Source organism: uncultured Methanobrevibacter sp. (assembly GCF_937881195.1).
GTDB lineage: Archaea > Methanobacteriota > Methanobacteria > Methanobacteriales > Methanobacteriaceae > Methanobinarius.
The window spans coordinates 92,748-112,018 of record NZ_CALGFC010000024.1; the positions used below are offsets into that span (position 1 = coordinate 92,748).

Sequence of the window (19,271 nt, forward strand, 5' to 3'; positions counted from 1 at the left end):
TATTTTATTTATTTTTAATTTTTGGGCTTTTTATATATTCAAACAGTTTTTAAATCTAAAACAATTACTTAATTTGATTAAATATTATTCTTAAATTATTGTATTTTAAGTGAATTATCAAATTTAATACTATTATAATTAAAGTGATATAAATTATAAAAGATTATTAAACTCCTTTTAAAAAATACTAAGTTCTTTTTCAAACATATAAATTCTTTTTCAAATGTTTTTTAATTTTTTAAATATTTTAAATCTTTTTAAAAGATTTTTGGAATTTTTCATTTTATTTTGAATTTTTTTTAAATATTTTAAATTGATAATTTTATTTTTCTTTTCTTTGTTTTCCAAGGTCTTATCGGTACAAAACCTTCTTGAGATATTAATTCTTGGCCTTCATTAGAAAAATACTCTATAAATTCCTGGACTTCTTTTTTTTCAGGATTAATTGCAATTAAACTAATTGCATGTTTTGTTTCCTTTTCTAATACTTTATTTCCTTTAAAATAACTAGCATTTAAAAATGTGTATAATTTATTAGAATTTTGAACAATTTTAAATGCATCAAATTCTGATTTAACTATCTTAATAATTTTATAAGGTATTTTATTTTTATCAAAAGTATTCCAAGCTAATCTCTGAGCATTACCTTCTATTGATACAAAATTAAGATTTTCCATATCCTTCATTTTTTTAATTTTCATATATTCATTTTGATCATTTGAAACTAGAACTAAACTATCATATCCAATCACTGTAAAATCTAAATCCTTTTCAAATGCTATTTGTGGATCATCAAGAGCTAAAATATCAATAAATCCTTTTTCTGCTAATTTATATGCAGTAATGTCATCACTACTATAAATATCGGCTTCAAATGGGATCTCGGTAGATATAGAATCTAAAAAATTAGTTACTATATGTCCTCCTGCAATTGTTATTTTTTCATTTTCGGATACTCGGGAATTATATTTTTCATAAATATTAACTAAATTTTTAGACTTTTTAGTTAAATATGTTCGAGAACCAGATATTTTAACTATTTTAAAACCAAGTCTATCTTCAGCATTTTTTATTCTTCTATTTAAAACTGAGTGAGATATTTGAAGTTCTTTGGCAACAGCTCTCTGAGAATTCATTTCATTCAATAGTTTTAACGATTCAAATAGTTTATGGCTATAAGCTTCACCATTAATCTCAATTTCAATTTTTGGTTCAATCTTATATTTCATACAATTACTCACATTTTTATTTATTGATGATAATTATTAATTATCATCTAGATTAAGTCTCTAGCTATTATTTAAAATTATTTTTTTAGATTTCAAATTTTTATTAAATTTTAATTTTTAATAAATTATCATATTTCATTAATTAAATTTTATTAATTAAATAAATAATTTTAAATAAATTAAAATTTAATAAAAATTATATTGTACTATACTATAGAAAAATTATATATTGCACATAGTATATTAATGCAATTTCCTTTTGTGTGTTATATGAAAAATATAAAATATTATATTATTTTAATTAAAATTCATAATTTATAATTAAAAGTATAATATATAATTAAATCTATAGTTAAATATATCCTAATGGATAATATTATAATATTGGTGCAATTATGATATTAAATTGAAGATATTAGCTCATGATTAAGTCATGATATAATATAGTAATATTATTCTATGAATATTATTTCTTTATAATTTCAATTTTTAAAGCTTTGCTCATTGTGAGCATATAAATTTATTATTAATCTCTATTAAAATCAATATAATATTAAGGTTGAAGTATGAATCTAATGAAAACAGCTATTGAAGAAATTTTAAGCAATATAAGCTCTGCTACTGAACTTTTAGATGAAAATACAATAGAAGAGTTTATGAAAATATTGACAGAATCTAAAAATGTATTTGTCATGGGCGCAGGACGTTCTGGACTTGTAGCTAAAGCTTTTGCAATGAGATTAGTCCATTTAGGTCTTAGTGCATATGTTGTTGGGGAAACCATTTCTCCTGCTATATATGATGATGATTGCATATTGGCTATTTCTGGTTCTGGTGAAACTAAGACTATTGTTTCAGCAGTAAGTATTGCTAAAAATAGGGGTTCAAAAGCTTTGGCTCTCACTTCTTATCCTGAGTCTTCATTGGGAAAACTTGCTGACTGTGTTATGAAGGTTAAAGGAAGAACAAAAATTGATATAGATGATGAAGATTATATTAAAAGACAAATTGATGGAAATTATGTTTCTTTAACTCCTCTTGGTACAGCATTTGAACTAACTTCTCTCATTTTTTTAGATGGACTTATAGCCGAATTAATGCAAAAAATGGGTAAAACAGAAGATGATTTAAAATATCGTCACACAGTTTTAGAATAGATTTCTATTTTTATATATCTTTTAATTATTTTTTATTTCCCTATATTTTTTATTTATTTACTTTTTTAATTTTTATTTTACTTTTTATCAAAATCTCATTCTTTATTTGTTATTATTTTTTATTTTCTTTTTTATTTTCTTTTTTATTTTCTTTTTTTTATTATTTATTATACAATCATCATTAAATTAATAATTTATTCGTCATTATTTAACATCACATCTTCTGCCCACGAAATTGCTGCTGCTACGGTTGGAAAACCAATGGTACTTGTAATTGAGATCAATGCATGGTAAATTTCATCTTTTGTTGCTCCAGCTTCTAAAGCACGTCTTGTATGGCTATGCACAGATCCTTCTGATCTAATTGATGCACTTGCAACTAACTGTATTAACTGAACTGTTTTTTCATCAATTGGTCCTTCTCTACTTGCTTTTCCAAGTTCTTCCAATGCATTTCCATATCTTTCAAATTTTTCTCTTATTGTTTTATATTGTTTTGGTAAACTAATTTTAAAATCTCCTTTTTTGTCAATATTATATAATTATTTTATAATATTATATCATTTTATTAACATTTAAAAATTTATTAACATTTGAAATATTAAATATCGATTTATTGAAACTTATTAAATATCGGTTTATTGAAACTTATTAAATATAGATTTATTGAAACTAAAAAATTATCCTATTAAAATGAGTGTAAACATTAAATCTATCTCCTCTTATAAATCCAACTAATGTAACATTTCCTTTTTTCGCAACACTATATCCTGAATATGATGGTGCTGCATTTGAAGCAAGTAATGGTATTCCCGATCTAACTATTTTTATAACCATGTCTGCAGGCATTCTCCCACTATATATTATATATGAATTTGAAAAATCAAGATTCTTTCTTTTTGCAGCACCTATTACTTTATCAACTGCAACATGACGACTAACATCTTCTCTAACAATAAATTCGTCTTTTTCATTGTTTACAAATGCTGCTACATGTGTTCCTCCAGTTTTTTGCCAGATAATGGCATTTTTCTTGAGTTTTTCTATATTTAATATTAATTCGTCTTTTTCAACTTTTAAATGGGATGTTATAGGCTTTATTGAATTTATCTTCGATCTCCAACCACCAGCACTATCTGAAGGTAGAATTAAATCTTTTTTTTCATTATAATTATTTATTTCAACATCTATATTTGTTTCATCAATTTCAATTTTTTTTATTTCTTTTATGCTATCTATTATACCTTCTCCTACCATATATCCTATTGCAAAGTCTTTAAGAGAATTATTTATGCTTGAAAAGGTATATATGTCTTTATTATTAATCGTTAGGTTAGTTGTTTCATCGTACACAATTTCTTCAAATTTTTTAATATTTTTCCCATTTTTATAGCTAATGGCATTTATATTTCTTGTTAATTTCATTTTATCGTTTTTAATATTTTTAATAATTTTTAATAATTTTAATATTTTTAATAATTTTTAATAATTTTAATATTTTCAATATTTTTTATATTATTACTATTTATTATTCATATGATATATTTTCTAGCTAATTATTATCTGATTAAATTATTTTTGGTTAGGTTTATATAGAAAGAAATTTATACAATAGTTTGACATGTATTTAAATTCACATCGGAGAGTATAATATTAAATTCTTCTATAGGACTTAAAATCCATATATCAATCTCTAATATAATTATAATATAATTGTAATGGCATAAATTGTAAAATAATCTACTATTTTTATCTCATTAATGTTGATTTATAATTTTTTTCAAAAAATTTTTTATTTAATCTGTTATTTTGAAATAAAAATTTGTTAAATGTTTATCTATAATAAAATAATTTCATTTCGATAGCGATAAATCTTTCAAAAAATATAAAAAACTGAATTATTGGACGATATAATGAATTTTCGTAAAAAATATTTTGCATTAGCTATTTTAGTATTTTTACCAATTTTTCTATTTTTTATCTCTTTTTTAGTAGGAAGATTTCCAATTTCTCCCACTGATGTAATATTAACATTATTGAGTTTAATAAATCCTAATTTATCAGTTTCTCCTGCAATAACTTCTATAGTATTTAATATCAGATTACCTAGAATAGTAGCTGCTATGTTGGTTGGAGCTTCTCTTGCTATAGCTGGTGCGGCATTTCAAGGAATTTTTAAAAATCCACTTGTATCTCCTGATATTTTGGGTGTATCTGCGGGCTCTGGTTTCGGTGCATGTATTGCAATTTTATTTGCTGCTGGGAACTGGATGATTCAAATTTTTGCATTTATATTTGGCCTAATTTCTGTTTCAATAACCTATTTAATTTCTAAAAGTTACAAAGCTGGAGGAATATTAGTCTTGGTTTTGTGTGGTGTAGCCATATCTGCTTTCTTCAATGCTTTAATTTCAGGAGCAAAGTTTGTTGCAGATCCTACAGATAAACTGCCTCAAATAGTTTATTGGTTAATGGGAAGTTTAGCAGATGTTACTATAGAAAGATTATATGTTATAATAATTCCTATTTTAATTGGGGTAACAATACTTTTAATGCTAAGATGGAAGTTAAATATTTTAGCTATGGGGGATGAAGAAGCCCAATCTCTTGGTGTGAATCCTGGAAGATTACGGTTGATTATAATTGTTGCAGCTACATTAGTAACTGCTGCTGCAGTTTCTATTAGTGGCATAATTGGATGGGTTGGCCTTTTAATACCTCATATATCTCGTATGATTGTTGGGCCTAATCATAAACTTTTATTGCCTGCTAGTTTAAGCATTGGGGCTAGTTTTCTTTTGCTTATTGATACAATTTCAAGAACTTTTGTTTCTATTGAAATTCCAATTGGAATATTAACTGCAATTATAGGTGTCCCAATATTTTTATATTTGCTCAGAAAAGGTTATTCGGAGTGGTCTTAAGTTATTTGTAGTTTTAATCCAATTTTTTATATAAAACAACATGATAAATTTGAAGAATTAAATTTTATAATAATTAGAAAAAAATACTTTGAGTAAATATTTTAATAATTAAAGTTTTTAGTAATTAAAGTGATTTTATGGATAAAATACTTGAAATTAAAAATGCTTCATTTTCGTATGATGATGAAAAAAATGTTTTTGAGGATATAAATTTTAGCATATCTAAAGGTGATGTTTTATGTATTTTAGGTCCTAATGGTACTGGAAAAACTACTTTACTAAAATCTTTAAATGGTCTAAACCATCTTAAAGAAGGAGAAGTATTTTTGAAAGGAAAATCATTGAAATCACTTAGTTTCAAAGAAATAGCTAAAATAATAGGATATATTCCTCAGGGTCATATTCCAACTTTTCCATTTTCAGTTCTTGATGTAATTTTAATGGGTAGGTCACCATATCTCGGTTTAACAGAATCTCCTGGAGAAAAAGACATTAAAATTGCAATGAATGTCCTTAAAAATCTTAATATATCTCACATGGCTAATAGGGAGTATACTAATTTAAGTGGTGGTGAAAAACAATTAGTTTTTTTAGCTAGAGTTTTAGCACAAGAACCTGATTTACTTATCTTGGATGAACCAACGTCTCATTTAGATTTTGGGAATCAAATTAGATTTTTAGAAATTATTGATGCTCTTTCAAAAAAAGGTTTGACTATTATCATGTCCTCTCATTTTCCGGATCATGCATTTATATCTTCTAATAAAGTAGCTATAATGAAAGATAAACATTTAATTGATTTTGGAACTCCAAAAAATGTAATAACTGAGAAAAGTTTAAAATTTCTTTATAATATCGATTTGGAGTTGTTGGAAATCTCTGAAAATAGAAAAATTTGCGTTCCTATTAAAAGTAACTCTTCTTTTAATTTCAATATTTTTTCAGAATAATTTTTTTTAATTATTTTTGGTGTTAGAATGGATATTATTGATAATAAAAAGATTTTTGATGAACAATTAGAAAAAGCAGGTAAATTTCACGGAGATATTTGTGGAGGAATTGTAATAGGGACAAAATTAGCTATTTATGCTATTGGAAAATTAGGGATGGAATTAAATAATAAAAATAAAGATTTAATTGTCTTTTTAGAAATTGATCGTTGCATGTCTGATGCTGTTCAGGCTGTAACGGGTTGTTCTATGGGAAAAAGGTCTTTAAAACAAATGAATTATGGCAAATTTGCAGCTTCTTTTTATAATATTTCTACAGGCGAAGCTTTTAGAATTACTGATATAGATGCAAATTCCAAAGAAAAAATAGATGAAACTACTGAAGAAATGATTGAAAGATTTAAGAAAACCCCAAGTGAAAAATTATTCCATTTACAACCTATAGAGATCTTATTAGATAAGAATGAATTTCCAGGAAGTCCTAGAAATAAAGTTTTTTGCACATCTTGTAATGAAAAAATAATGGATGGTAAACAGGTCTTAATAGGTGGAAAAACTTTTTGTAAATCTTGTGCTGAAGGCTCATATTATAGAATTATTTAATTTTCAAATCTTATATTCTCTTTATTACTAAATATTTTTTATTAATTACAATTTTTTAAATTAAAATATTTTAATTTGTTAATTTTAAATTTAGGGCCATATTTTTTAATTATTTTTAATATATCTTCCTTAAAACTTTTTTTATTCATAATAAGTAATATTATTTCCCCTATTTTTAATTTTTATTTGCATGAATTTTATTTAATAAAATATATATATTATGAAATTTATACTGATAGTTAATATTATTTTATTACTAATAGGTGATTGTATGGGTAACATTGATAAAGAAATTCAAGAACAAATTAAAGGAAAAATTAAATCAGAAATTCAAGCTGAAATTGATGATCAGATCAAAGGTAAAGTTGAAGTTGAAGTTGAAAAACAGATACAAGAACAGATTAAAGGAAAAGTAAATGAAAAAATTGAAAAAGAAATCGAAGCTCAAATTAAGGGTGAAACAAAAGATAAAATAAATAAAAAAATTCAGGAACAAATTGTTGGCAAAGATTAATTTTTTAAGTATAATATTTTACTTACTAATATGTTAATTATTAATATTTTAATTATTAATATTTTAATTTTTTATTTTAATTTTTTATTTTACTTTTTTATTTCTATCTTAATAATTTCCTATTTTTTTATTTTTTGTTATTTATCATTTTTCTACTTTTTTGTATTTATTTGATTTTTACTATTTTATTTATATATTTTAATTAAATTTTTAATTTTTATTATTATGTTAATATAAATAAGTATTATATTATTATTATAATAATAATTATTTTAATATTTTATTACTTTTATATACAATAAAATATATTTTGTAATATAAAATTATTATATCAAAATTAATAGTTAGTAATTTGCAATTAGATACTATATATAATTGAATTAATTTTCAAATTATTCGTATATACAAAAATCAAAAAAATAAAATATTTAAAATTTTAATTTGTTTAAAATTATTATCTTTATTAAATATTTTTTAAAAATTAGTTATATTTTAATTAAAAGCTTTATATTTATTATTATTTCTTTTTGTTTGTTTTAATTAAATAATTAATGATTTTTTATAATATTATTAATTATTTACTAGGAGATTATTATTTTTGTATTATTTTATATATAAATTTTGTCTTTTGTTTTTAAAAGATAATTATTTTTATACTATCTCACAAATCATATGTTAATAATACTATGATAAGTTTTTAAAAATTCGTAACATCAGAGTATTATTGAATTTTTTAATTATATTAAAAAATATATTAAAAAATATAGAAATTTTATTACAAAAGTATTACAATAAATTTACTTAATATTAAATTAAGTATAAAATAAAATTGCATATTAGTACATTTTTATGTATTAATATGATCTAAACACAATATTTAAGAGGTTGAGATTATGGGTTCGTCTTTTAAAAGTCCTGTTGATACTGCTAAAGCTATTGCTGGTATTGCAGAACTTAAAGAGAAAGCACCATTTGGAAATGTTGTTATTTTAAGTTTCCTTGCTGGTGCATATATCGCATTTGGAGGTCTATTGGCTGAGGTTGTTACTGGTGGTATGGCTGCTGCTGGATTCCCGCCTGGACTCGTGAAACTATTTTTCGCAGGTGTATTTCCAGTTGGTTTGATGCTAGTTGTAATAGCAGGATCAGAACTTTTCACTGGAAATAATATGTATATGGCTGTTGGTGTTTTAACTGGTAAGTCAAGTTTAAAAGGTTTAAGTAAGAATTGGGTTGTTAGTTGGATTTTCAATTTTGTAGGTGCTATTTTTGTTGCTTATGTTTTTGCATATCTAGCAGGTATTCTAACTGTAGAACCTTTTATGGGTAATGCTCTTACAATTGCTCAGACTAAAGCTTTAGGTGGTGCTGAATTTATGGCAGCAGGTAAGTCTGTTGTTTCTTTAACATGGGATAAGGCATTTATCAGGGCTATTGGTTGTAACTGGCTTGTTTGTTTAGCTGTTTATTTGGCTATTGCATCTGATGATATTATTGGAAAAATTATGGGTATTTGGTTCCCAATTATGGCTTTTGTAGCTTTAGGGTTTGAGCACAGTGTTGCTAACATGTTTTTTATACCTGTGGGAATTTTCCTTGGAAAAGTAACTTGGTATCAACTATTTGTTAATAATTTAATCCCTGTTACTTTAGGTAATATTATTGGTGGGGCTATTTTTGTAGGATTCTTGTATTGGTATACTTATTTAAGAGGACAGGATCTGAGTACTTAGCTAAAAATTAAGACTATGAAGTTAAAATAAAACAGGATATATAATAAATGGAATAATTTAAGATAGCTAATAAAATTAGTTTATGATAATTTTAACGATTTAACGTTGCGATTTGACAAAATTTATTGATAATATTAATTTAAAAATAAATATTGGTTACAATATTTTAATTACTTGATTTAATTACTTAAATTAGTTTAAATTGTATTATTAAATTTTTTGTTAATAAGAATTTTATTAATAATTATTTATCAATAAATCATTCAAATTTTATTAGCTTTCATTTTTTAAAATAGGAATCCAAATTGTTAGTAATAAATTATTAAGTTTAATGTATTTGTAGTATTAATGAGTAATACTAATATAAATATTTATAATAATTAATATTATTTTTATTTATTTGGATATTATTATAGTATTCCATTAGATATTGCTTATATTACTTTATATTTAGATATTTAGTTTTTAAATTGATAATATGTTGATTTAATTAGACTTATGATAGAATAATAGAATAATATATTAACTAAGACTAATATACTAAATATTATAGTATTTAGATAATTAATTTAGCATTAGGCATTATACTATAAATTTTTTTAATTTGCTTTATATGCAAATGTTTTCAATTATCTATACAACTTTTCTTTAATATAAGGTACTTTCAATTATATTGATTCATTATAATTGATTATTTCTTAAATTGTCCTGTTAAATTTATATTGAAAAATAATTTTATTAGAATAATAATTATATTATTATATAAGTCATTTAAGACTTATATAAATCATTTAAGGAGAGTATTGAATGATTGAAATGAAATATGTTCCTACAATATGTCCATATTGTGGAACTGGGTGTGGACTTAACCTTGTTGTTGTTGATGAAAAGGTCGTTGGTGTAGAACCATGGAAAAGACATCCAGTAAATGAAGGAAAATTATGTCCAAAAGGGATGTTTTCTCATGAATTTATTCATAGGGAAGATAGGTTGACTAAACCACTTATAAAACAACCAAATGGTGAATTTAAAGAGTCTAGCTGGGATGAAGCTACAGATCTTATTGCAAATAAGTTAGGTGAAATTAAAAGTGAAAATCCTGATAATATTGGCTTTTTAGCTTGTGCAAGGTCACCAAATGAAAACATATATGTCACCCAGAAATTTGCACGAAAAGTTATTGGTACTCATAATGTAGACCATTGTGCACGTATTTGTCATGGGCCTACTGTAGCAGGGCTCGCAAGAACTTTTGGGTCTGGGGCCATGACCAATGACTTTAAAAGCATTGAAGAAGCAGATGTAATTTTTATTATTGGTTCCAATAATATGGAAGCTCATCCTTTATTTGGTAGAAGGGTCATAAGAGCTAAAAAAAATGGTGCAAAAATTATTGTTGCTGACCCAAGATTTACTCCAACAGCAAAGCTTGCAGATATTTATATGGAATTTAGGTCTGGTGGAGATGTACCACTTTTAAATGCTATGATGAAAATTATCATCGATGAAGGATTACAAGATGATGAATTTATTAAAAATAGAACTAAAAATTATCAAAGGTTAAAAGAAGTTGTTAGTAAATATGACCTTAAAAAAGTTTCTGAAATAGCTGAAGTAAATGTTGAGAAATTAGTTGAAGCTACAATGTTGTATGCAAAAGCAGATAAAGCAGCAATTGTTTATTCATTAGGTATCACTGAACATAGGCATGGTGCTGATAATGTAATGTCAACAGCTAATTTAGCAATGTTAACTGGGAATATTGGAAGGGATGGAACTGGTGTAAATCCTCTAAGAGGACAGAATAATGTTCAAGGTGCTTGTGATATGGGTGCACTTCCAACAGATTATCCGGGATATCAAAAAGTAGTTGATGTAGATGCTAAAAGGAGAGTAGAACAGAATTGGACTTGTACTTTAGATGATTGTGCACCTGGACTTACCGTTGTTGAAATGATTCATGCTGCAGCTGCAGGTAATATTAAAGCAATGTATATAACTGGTGAAGATCCTGTACTTTCAGATCCCGATACTAATCATGTTATTGAAGCAATGGAAAATCTAGATTTCTTAGTTGTTCAAGACATTTTCATGTCTGAAACTGGTAGATATGCTGATGTGGTCCTTCCTGCTGCAGGTTGGGGTGAACAAGAAGGAACATTTACTAATGGTGAACGAAGAGTTCAACTTGTAAGAAAAGCTGTTAACCCACCAGGTGAAGCTAAAGTTGACTGGGAAATTATGAAAGAAATTGCTGTTAAAATGGGGGCAGAACCAGAACAATTTACATATGAAAATGCAGAAGAAATTTTTGATGAAATGAGAGAAATTACTCCTCAATATAAAGGTATGAATAGAGAACGTTTAGAACGTCCTGAAGCATTACATTGGCCTTGTCCTGATGAAAATCACCCCGGTACTGGTTTAATGCATGTAGATACATTTGCTCATCCTGATGGAATGGGAGTATTTGAACCTGCAGAATATATTGGGCCATCTGAACTTCCAGATAAAGATTACCCTTTAATATTAACTACAACAAGAACATTATTCCATTATCATGCTAGTATGACTAGAAGATGTAAAACTCTTGACAATGAGTTGCCGATGGGCTATGTTGAAATTCATACAAATGATGCTAAAAAGTTAGGTATATTAAACAGGGAATTTGTAAAAGTTAAATCTCGAAGAGGAGAAATTGAAATTTCTGCAAGAGTAACTGATGATATAAAAGAAGGAGAAATTAACATACCAATGCATTTTGCAGAAGCTTCAGCGAATAGGTTAACTACTTCTAAAGAACTTGACCCTAAGTCAAAAATGGCAGAGCTAAAAGTTTGTGCTGCAGTTGTTGAAAAAATTGAATAATGGGTAACTGGTTAAGGAAGTGATTTGAAATGTCAGTAAAAGTTAATGATATGTGTTATATGTGGTCTGCTGATGATGATTTAGCTAAAAAAGGTGAATATGGTGGTGCTGTAACTACATTAATGAAATATATGCTTGAAAATGGGATAGTTGATGCAGTTTTGGCTGTTGAAAAAGGAGCTGACCTTTATGATGCTGTTCCTACTTTGATAAATGATCCTAAAGATATTGAAAAATCTGCGGGCTCTCTTCATTGTGGTACTCTAAATATTGCTAAAGTTGTGGAAAAATATCTTGATGGGTTACATGATATTAAAGTAGCAGTTACATGTAAACCATGTGATGCAATGACTATACGGGAGCTTATCAAAAAAGGAAGAGTTTTAGAAGATAATTTGATCATGGTTGGTGTTAACTGTGGCGGAACAATGCCTCCTGTCAAAACAAGACAAATGATTGAAGAAGTCTATGAAATGGATCCAGATAAGGTAGTTAAAGAAGAAATAGCTAAGGGAAAATTAATAATTGAAACAGAAAATGATGAAAAATCATTTGGTATTGATGAACTTGAAGAAGAGGGGTTAGGTAGAAGATCTAACTGTCAAAGATGTGAAGTCAACATACCTCAAATGGCTGACATGGCTTTAGGTAACTGGGGAGTCATTGGTCCATTAGCTGGAAAAGCAACATTTGTTGAAGTTTTCTCAGATAAAGGTGCAGAAGTTTTAGATAAAGCTATAGGTGCTGGAGTAGTGAATATTGAAGAAGCTAATCCTAAAGGAATCGAAATCAGAGGTAAAATTAATCAATCAATGGTTAATTTGGCTAATAAATCTAAAAATTTTGCTTATGGGGATATTAAAGGAGATATCCTTCAAGTATTTGCAGAATATCAAGATGAATTCTCTAGATGTATGAAATGTTATGGTTGTCGTGAAGCTTGCCCTATATGTTACTGTTCAGAATGTTCTTTAGAATCTAATGGTCCTGAATGGCTTACAAAGGCTTTAATTCCTGCAGCTCCAATGTTCCATTTAGAAAGAATGATTCATATGGTAGATTCTTGTACTAATTGTGGACAATGTGAAGAAGTATGCCCTTCTGAAATTCCCGTAGCTAAAGTATGGGATACTATTAATGCTAAAATACAAGAAGTCTTTGACTATTATCGTGGTGTAGAAGATGAATTTGGTGGAGTTGTTTCTCCATTAACCTACTATCAGGATAAAGGATTGAAAGATTGAGTTTATTAATAATATTAAATTAGAAAATATTTTTAATATATTGTATTGGTAGATGTTACTCTAATAGGAATTATGTAATTTATATTAAGATATTTCTATATTAGAATCTGATAGATTTTTCCTATTAGATTATTTTTCTACTATTTTAATTAAAAAAATTATTAATTTTTAGTTGTAAAATTGGATATAACTAAAATTCATAATTTCAATGACTAAAATTTGGATTTCTATAAATTTAAAATGGCGAGAAAATTTATATTATTTTAAATTTGGTAATAAAATTATTTATAGTAGAAAAATTTTTTTCAGAAGAAAATAAGAATTAGATATTGGAAATAGGTACCCTCTTTAATAATATCAGAACCGCTCATCTGATTAATTAAGATTTCATCATTTAAATTTATCAATGTCTTTATTTTATTTTTCTTCTTTTTTTATTTAGATTTCAAAAATATTAAGTTATCATTGTCTTTGTTTATTAATTTAAAATGTTTTTATTCATTATTTTCATTATTATTTTTAACTATAATATTGGGTATGATAAATTTAATATTAAATAAAATATAAACTATATATATTATAAACTAAAAAATTATCTAATCAAAAAATTTTATAAATAATGTATTATGTATAATTAAAATAAAAATTATTATCATAATAATTATTATAATTATATAAATTTACATTAATTATAATGTTTGAATTCATTATCTTTATATATATCAATAGATTTAAATTAGATTTAAATTAGATTTTTCATGTATTAAATAGTTTTCATTAGATTTGGAGAAGATATTAAATAAGTTTTATTAGATTGGGAGAGTGTTAAGATTAAAGTAATTTCTGTTGTGGGTAAGAAAAACACTGGTAAAACTTCTTTAACTGTTAAAATAATAGAAGAACTAAAAAATAGGGGTTTAAAGGTTGCCAGTATTAAACATTCTCATCATATGCTTGAAATGGATAGAGAAAACACTGATACTTGGAAACATAAAGAAGCCGGTTCTGAAACAGTAGTTGGGATAGGTAGTCGTACTTTTTTTAACATAGCTAAAGATTTACCTTTAGAAAGATTGCTATTTTTAATAAAAATAATTGATGAACCAGATTTTGTTGTAATTGAGGGGTTCAAAAATTATAATTATGCTAAAATTTCCACATCAGAAGAGATTACTGATGACTTTACTTTAAAAAATGTAGATGCATTGAATATTAAAGATTCTGAAATACCTGATCTTGTTGATTTAATTGAGAATAATAGTTATGATATAGTTGACACATTGTATACTGATATTTGTGGACTTAATGATGGTGAATCTATTGCAAAAGCTATTATAAATCAAAAAAATCAAATTAAAACTGATGATGTTGAGGTACTTCTTTCTATAAATGAAAAAGTCATTGGAGTAAACTCATTTGTAAGTAGTTTCATGAAAAATAGTATTTTAGGGATGTTAGATTCTCTTAAAACTGAAGAATATGGGATAAAAAAATTTGATAAAGTGGAACTTGTGATTGATAATGGAAACAAAGAATAATATAAAAGAGAAACTATCTCCTTTTTTAGAGGATACTCTGGATAATAATTCCTCAAAAAAAGTTCAAGATAGATATAATCGTCCCATAATTTCTCTTAGACTTTCTATAACTAATAGATGTAATATAAACTGTTTATATTGTCATCATGATGGTATGATGCCTTCCAATAATGAGATGACTCCAAATGAAATATTTCAAATTTTAAAAATTGCCAAATCAATAGGTGTTGAAAAAATAAGATTTTCTGGCGGAGAACCTCTTATTAGGAAAGACATAGTTGAAATAATTGAAAAAACTTCTTCTTTAGGATTTAAAGATATTTCAATAACTACCAATGGGATTTTTTTAGCTAAATATGCTCAGGATCTTGTTAATGCTGGTTTAAATAGGGTTAATATTAGTTTTGACACATTAAATGCTGAAACTTATAAAAAGATTACTACAAAAGATTATCTTAAAGAAGCGAAAAAGGGGGTTTTAAAGGCAGTTAAAGTTGGTTTAAATCCAGTTAAGCTCAATATGGTTGTCATGAAAAATATTAATAATGATGAAGTTATGGAAATGTTTAAATTTGCAAAAAATAATGGTATTGTTCTTCAACTAATTGAATTAATGACATCTGAAAATTGTGATGATAATGCTTTTAGTGAAGAATATCATTTTGATATTAGTTCAATAGAAAAAAATTTGGAAAAGATAGCAAAAAAAGTTAGAACTCGTAAGTTTATGCAAGATAGGAAAAAGTACTTCATTGATGATGGTGAAATTGAAATTGTTCGCCCAATGGATAATACCAAATTTTGTGAAAATTGTACTAGGCTTAGAATAACTCCAGAAGGAAAAATTAAACCTTGTTTGCTTAGAAATGATAATCTCATTGATATAATTACTCCTTTAAGAGAAGGTGCTTCTGATAAAACTCTTCAAAAAATATTCTTAGATGGAATTAACAATCGAAAACCTTTTTATACTAATGAAAGCCAATAAATATTCTATTGCTTTTTTATTTATTTTCTAATAGGTTTTATATTATAATTTTTCTACTAATTAACAATTTTTCAGTAACTAGTAATTTTTTAATAATTAGTAATTTTTTTGTTTTAATGTTATATTATTATGGTGTATAAATTGAGTGAGGATAATTTTAATCAGGGCAATAAATTTAGAGAATATATATTTTATAGTATAATTACTGGCGTCATTTCTGGTTTTATTCTTTTTTTCTTTAGATATTCCTCTAACTTTTTAATGGAACTTTCTAAAGATTTATATAATTTTTTCTCTTTAAATATTAATTATGCTCCTCTATTTTTTATATTATTATTTGTATTAAGCATATTAATGTATTTTAATATTAAAAATGTTAGAGAATCTTCTGGTGGTGGTATATCAAGAAGTATGGCATTAATTGGAGGATCTATAAATTTTCATGATAATTTAAAAATAATTATTGCAACAACTTTGGGTAGTTTTTTAAGTTTTTTTGGAGGTTTATCTTTAGGTGCTGAAGGACCTTCTGTTTTTTTAGGAACTCTTATTGGAAATGAGATATTTAATAAGTTAAATATTTTTAATTCTCATCTTAAAAAAGTAATTCTAACAGTTGGGTCAGCTGGAGGGTTTGTTTCTGCATTGGGTACTCCATTATCTGCAATATTATTTTCCATTGAAGAAAACCACACAATTTCTATAATTGATTTAAAAAACAAGCATACATTTTATTTAATTATCTCTATTATTATTGGTGGATTGTCTGCCGCTTGTATAGTTTATTTATTATGCTATTTGTTTAATATTAATTTCATACTTTTAGATGTATCTGGAAATATTAATCTAAATTTAAATTATATTTATATTCCCATTATAATTGGTGTTTTTATAGGTTTTTTATCCTTAATTTATAATTTAATTATTAAAAACTTCCTAATATTCTTTCTTAAACTCAAATCTAATAATTATCTGTCTTTTTTGTTAATAACTTTAGCTTTCACGCTATCTGGATTTATTGGGTTATTATTTATAGATACATCTGGAAGTGGAATAGATATCATATTCCATATTTTTGAATTTAAATATTTTTTATATGCTTTAATTTTTATTCTAATTATTAAAATATTCCTTATAGGATTTTCAACCGCTACTGGATCTACTGGGGGCTTATTTTTACCTATGCTTGTAGTTGGAGCATTAATTGGTGGAATAATTGCAGAATTTTTGATAATTGGAGGTTTAAATAATTCTTATTATGGTACAATAGTTATAATTTCAATGATAACATTTATGGCTTCTAGTGTAAAAACTCCTATTACTGCATTTATTTTTTGTTTTGAGATAAGTGGTAGCTTTTCAACTTCTTTATTTTCTATTCTAGCTATTGTTATATCTCTAATTATTTCTAACTATTTCAATGGAGAATCTCTAAATGAAAGTATTTTAGATATAAGTCTAGAAAGACATAACTTAAATAAAGAATCAATTTCTAATCAAAAATATATTTGACTTATTATATTCTATCATTATTCAACTAAAATTTTTAAATATTATTTTTCATATATTGATATCATAAATTTATAATAAATTAATTTTTTAAATAAATTGATTTTAAAAATTATATTTAAATTTATTTTATCTATTTAATTTTTATTTATCTATAATTTTTTATTTAATTTTCTTTATATTTTTATCATTTAGATATATTAATAAAATATTTTTGGAACTCCTAATTTTTGTTTCATTTTTTGAAATTTTCTATTTTTTCAAAATCTTTATATTTCTGAAATATCTTATATTTAAACTTATATTATTTGAATATAATTTTAAATCATTTTTTTCAATTTAATACAGCTATTAATCGTCTTATTCATTATTTGCTTTATTTTAATCATTTTTAATAAATGTCCACTGTGTACTAATTACACTTTATTATATAAATCTTTCTACATATGTCTAGTAGATATCTTTATATTAATAGGAATTAAATGTGTATATAATACACATGGTGAGAGAGCATGCCAAATCATATTGCTTCTGGTCTTAAATACTTAGCTGCAATTGAGCTGAAAAAACAAGGTTTTAATCAGCAAATGATTGCAGATGAACTTGATATCGATCGTTCAACTGTTTCTCATTATCTTAATGGTCGAAATTTATCTTGGAATTCTATCGAAGTAGCTAAGGCTATAACAAATATGTGTCCCAAAGATTTTTTAATTATGACACAAACTTTGTTTAAAGATGAGCAAAAAACTCGTAAAATTACTCTAATTTGTAAAAATGGAGATTACTGTGCAGAAGTTTCAGATTCATGTATTGGCTGTGGATTGTGTGTAGATTTGTGCTTAATGAAGGCTGTCACTTTAGACTCCTTGAAAGCTCATATAGACTCCATTTACTGTTGTGGTTGTCTCCTTTGTGAAGAAGGTTGCCCAACAAATTCTATAAAAATTTTGGAGGTAAAAAATGATCGCGAATACGAAAGAAGTTAAAGATGAAGGCTTTGACATTAAAAGATCAGCAGAAGAAGTAAGAAATTTATCTTTCAAAGATCATGTTTGTATTGGTTGTGGGATATGTGAGTCTACTTGTCCTGTAGAGGCCATATCTGTTTCTGATATGGGACCTATTGTAAGAGAAGAAGTAGATGTTTCTAAAATCGATATTAATGAAGATAAATGCGTTCTTTGTGGTATGTGTAGTGGTTTATGTCCAGTAAATGCTTTGGACTTCACTATAGATAATGAACCTATTTCTGCTATTGCTTCATATCCTCATTATGTAGCATCTGCTGAAATTGATGATGATGCTTGTATTTATTGTCAAAGATGTGAAATCGCATGTCCAAGAGATGCTATAACTATAGCTAGATCTTTACCAGAAAGACCAAACTTAGTTACAGGTGAAATAGAAGTTGATGAGGATACTTGTATTCATTGTGGAATATGTGATGAGATGTGCCCAGCTGATGCTATAGATGTTGATAGGACTCCTGGTGCAGAAAATATTGATATCGACAAAGATAAATGTGTATATTGTCTAATCTGTAAGAAATCATGTCCTGTGGATGCAATTAAAGCAGCTTGTCGGATTTGTTCTTATGGAGAATATGATATAAATCCTGCGGATGCTGTAACAACTGGAAGTTCATTTATTGATGACGAACTTTGTGTTAAATGTGGTTGGTGTGAAGAAATTTGTCCAGTAGATGCAGCTAAAGTTAAAAAACAATATGAAGGAACTTTAGATGTTGATGAAGATAAATGTACTGTCTGTGGAACTTGTATTGATGTATGTCCTTGTGATGTTTTATCATTCCCTGAGTCTCCTGGACCAGCTACTATGGTTGATAAAATCAACAAAGATGAACAATATTGTATACACTGTGGTGCATGTGAGAGAGCATGTCCTGTTGATGCTATAGATGTTAAAATTACTAATGTTGATCACACTCCAACTAAATCTAAATCCTGGATAGAGAAATTTGAGGCTTTAAAAAACTAATAGCTATAATATA

At 25.8% G+C, this 19,271-nt stretch carries 16 protein-coding genes; 13 read left to right on the forward strand and 3 right to left on the reverse strand.

Annotated elements, in window-relative coordinates:
• Positions 1-308 precede the first annotated feature (308 nt).
• Entirely contained in the window at positions 309-1,229 is a 921-nt protein-coding gene (locus tag Q0087_RS03320; protein WP_297898257.1) for a LysR family transcriptional regulator, read from the reverse strand.
• A gap of 566 nt (positions 1,230-1,795) precedes the next feature.
• On the opposite strand from Q0087_RS03320, the gene hxlB reads away from it, so the two are divergent.
• On the forward strand, positions 1,796-2,386 hold the full coding sequence (gene hxlB, locus Q0087_RS03325; RefSeq protein WP_297898258.1) for a 6-phospho-3-hexuloisomerase: 591 nt from the start codon (positions 1,796-1,798) through the stop codon (positions 2,384-2,386).
• A gap of 194 nt (positions 2,387-2,580) precedes the next feature.
• Here the strand turns inward: hxlB and Q0087_RS03330 are convergent, their stop codons facing one another.
• Entirely contained in the window at positions 2,581-2,835 is a 255-nt protein-coding gene (locus tag Q0087_RS03330; RefSeq protein ID WP_297898259.1) for a carboxymuconolactone decarboxylase family protein, read from the reverse strand.
• A gap of 223 nt (positions 2,836-3,058) precedes the next feature.
• A complete protein-coding gene (fdhD, locus tag Q0087_RS03335; RefSeq protein ID WP_297898260.1) occupies positions 3,059-3,811 on the reverse strand; it encodes a formate dehydrogenase accessory sulfurtransferase FdhD in 753 nt (250 codons plus the stop codon).
• 488 nt (positions 3,812-4,299) lie between these two features.
• On the opposite strand from fdhD, the gene Q0087_RS03340 reads away from it, so the two are divergent.
• The 12 genes from Q0087_RS03340 to fwdF all read left to right on the forward strand — a co-directional run bounded on the left by Q0087_RS03340 (position 4,300) and on the right by fwdF (position 19,258).
• Positions 4,300-5,310 carry an iron ABC transporter permease gene (locus tag Q0087_RS03340; RefSeq protein WP_297898261.1) on the forward strand — a complete coding sequence of 337 codons (1,011 nt, stop codon included), beginning with the start codon at positions 4,300-4,302 and terminating at the stop codon, positions 5,308-5,310.
• A 137-nt stretch (positions 5,311-5,447) separates the two neighbouring features.
• Complete coding sequence (locus tag Q0087_RS03345; protein ID WP_297898262.1) at positions 5,448-6,260, forward strand: ABC transporter ATP-binding protein; 813 nt, start codon at positions 5,448-5,450, stop codon at positions 6,258-6,260.
• A 36-nt stretch (positions 6,261-6,296) separates the two neighbouring features.
• Positions 6,297-6,863, forward strand: a complete 567-nt coding sequence (locus Q0087_RS03350; RefSeq protein ID WP_297898308.1) for an FmdE family protein — start codon at positions 6,297-6,299, stop codon at positions 6,861-6,863.
• A 271-nt stretch (positions 6,864-7,134) separates the two neighbouring features.
• Positions 7,135-7,377 (forward strand): hypothetical protein, encoded by a 243-nt coding sequence (locus tag Q0087_RS03355; protein ID WP_297898263.1) that lies wholly within the window; start codon positions 7,135-7,137, stop codon positions 7,375-7,377.
• A gap of 893 nt (positions 7,378-8,270) precedes the next feature.
• A complete protein-coding gene (locus Q0087_RS03360; protein ID WP_297898264.1) occupies positions 8,271-9,110 on the forward strand; it encodes a formate/nitrite transporter family protein in 840 nt (279 codons plus the stop codon).
• Between the two features lie 807 nt (positions 9,111-9,917).
• On the forward strand, positions 9,918-11,978 hold the full coding sequence (fdhF, locus tag Q0087_RS03365; protein WP_297898265.1) for a formate dehydrogenase subunit alpha: 2,061 nt from the start codon (positions 9,918-9,920) through the stop codon (positions 11,976-11,978).
• A 29-nt stretch (positions 11,979-12,007) separates the two neighbouring features.
• Positions 12,008-13,222: a Coenzyme F420 hydrogenase/dehydrogenase, beta subunit C-terminal domain gene (locus tag Q0087_RS03370; RefSeq protein WP_297898266.1), complete on the forward strand. Its 1,215-nt coding sequence runs from the start codon at positions 12,008-12,010 to the stop codon at positions 13,220-13,222.
• 848 nt (positions 13,223-14,070) lie between these two features.
• On the forward strand, positions 14,071-14,760 hold the full coding sequence (gene mobB / locus Q0087_RS03375) for a molybdopterin-guanine dinucleotide biosynthesis protein B (protein ID WP_297898267.1): 690 nt from the start codon (positions 14,071-14,073) through the stop codon (positions 14,758-14,760).
• Positions 14,744-15,748 carry a GTP 3',8-cyclase MoaA gene (gene moaA, locus Q0087_RS03380; RefSeq protein ID WP_297898268.1) on the forward strand — a complete coding sequence of 335 codons (1,005 nt, stop codon included), beginning with the start codon at positions 14,744-14,746 and terminating at the stop codon, positions 15,746-15,748. Before mobB ends, moaA begins: the two co-directional genes overlap by 17 nt.
• 141 nt (positions 15,749-15,889) lie before the next feature.
• Positions 15,890-17,260, forward strand: a complete 1,371-nt coding sequence (locus Q0087_RS03385) for a chloride channel protein (protein WP_297898269.1) — start codon at positions 15,890-15,892, stop codon at positions 17,258-17,260.
• Between the two features lie 509 nt (positions 17,261-17,769).
• Positions 17,770-18,246 (forward strand): 4Fe-4S dicluster domain-containing protein, encoded by a 477-nt coding sequence (locus tag Q0087_RS03390; protein WP_297898270.1) that lies wholly within the window; start codon positions 17,770-17,772, stop codon positions 18,244-18,246.
• Positions 18,221-19,258 carry a tungsten-dependent formylmethanofuran dehydrogenase subunit FwdF gene (gene fwdF, locus Q0087_RS03395; protein WP_297898271.1) on the forward strand — a complete coding sequence of 346 codons (1,038 nt, stop codon included), beginning with the start codon at positions 18,221-18,223 and terminating at the stop codon, positions 19,256-19,258. The genes Q0087_RS03390 and fwdF overlap by 26 nt, the downstream gene beginning before the upstream one ends.
• The last annotated feature ends 13 nt before the right edge of the window (positions 19,259-19,271 follow it).

Coding starts and splice junctions, on each gene's coding strand:
- Q0087_RS03320 (WP_297898257.1), bottom strand. CDS start 1,229: ATGAAATATAAGATTGAACCAAAAATTGAAATTGAGATTAATGGTGAA.
- hxlB (WP_297898258.1), top strand. CDS start 1,796: ATGAATCTAATGAAAACAGCTATTGAAGAAATTTTAAGCAATATAAGC.
- fdhD (WP_297898260.1), bottom strand. CDS start 3,811: ATGAAATTAACAAGAAATATAAATGCCATTAGCTATAAAAATGGGAAA.
- Q0087_RS03340 (WP_297898261.1), top strand. CDS start 4,300: ATGAATTTTCGTAAAAAATATTTTGCATTAGCTATTTTAGTATTTTTA.
- Q0087_RS03345 (WP_297898262.1), top strand. CDS start 5,448: ATGGATAAAATACTTGAAATTAAAAATGCTTCATTTTCGTATGATGAT.
- Q0087_RS03355 (WP_297898263.1), top strand. CDS start 7,135: ATGGGTAACATTGATAAAGAAATTCAAGAACAAATTAAAGGAAAAATT.
- Q0087_RS03360 (WP_297898264.1), top strand. CDS start 8,271: ATGGGTTCGTCTTTTAAAAGTCCTGTTGATACTGCTAAAGCTATTGCT.
- fdhF (WP_297898265.1), top strand. CDS start 9,918: ATGATTGAAATGAAATATGTTCCTACAATATGTCCATATTGTGGAACT.
- Q0087_RS03370 (WP_297898266.1), top strand. CDS start 12,008: ATGTCAGTAAAAGTTAATGATATGTGTTATATGTGGTCTGCTGATGAT.
- moaA (WP_297898268.1), top strand. CDS start 14,744: ATGGAAACAAAGAATAATATAAAAGAGAAACTATCTCCTTTTTTAGAG.
- Q0087_RS03390 (WP_297898270.1), top strand. CDS start 17,770: ATGCCAAATCATATTGCTTCTGGTCTTAAATACTTAGCTGCAATTGAG.
- fwdF (WP_297898271.1), top strand. CDS start 18,221: ATGATCGCGAATACGAAAGAAGTTAAAGATGAAGGCTTTGACATTAAA.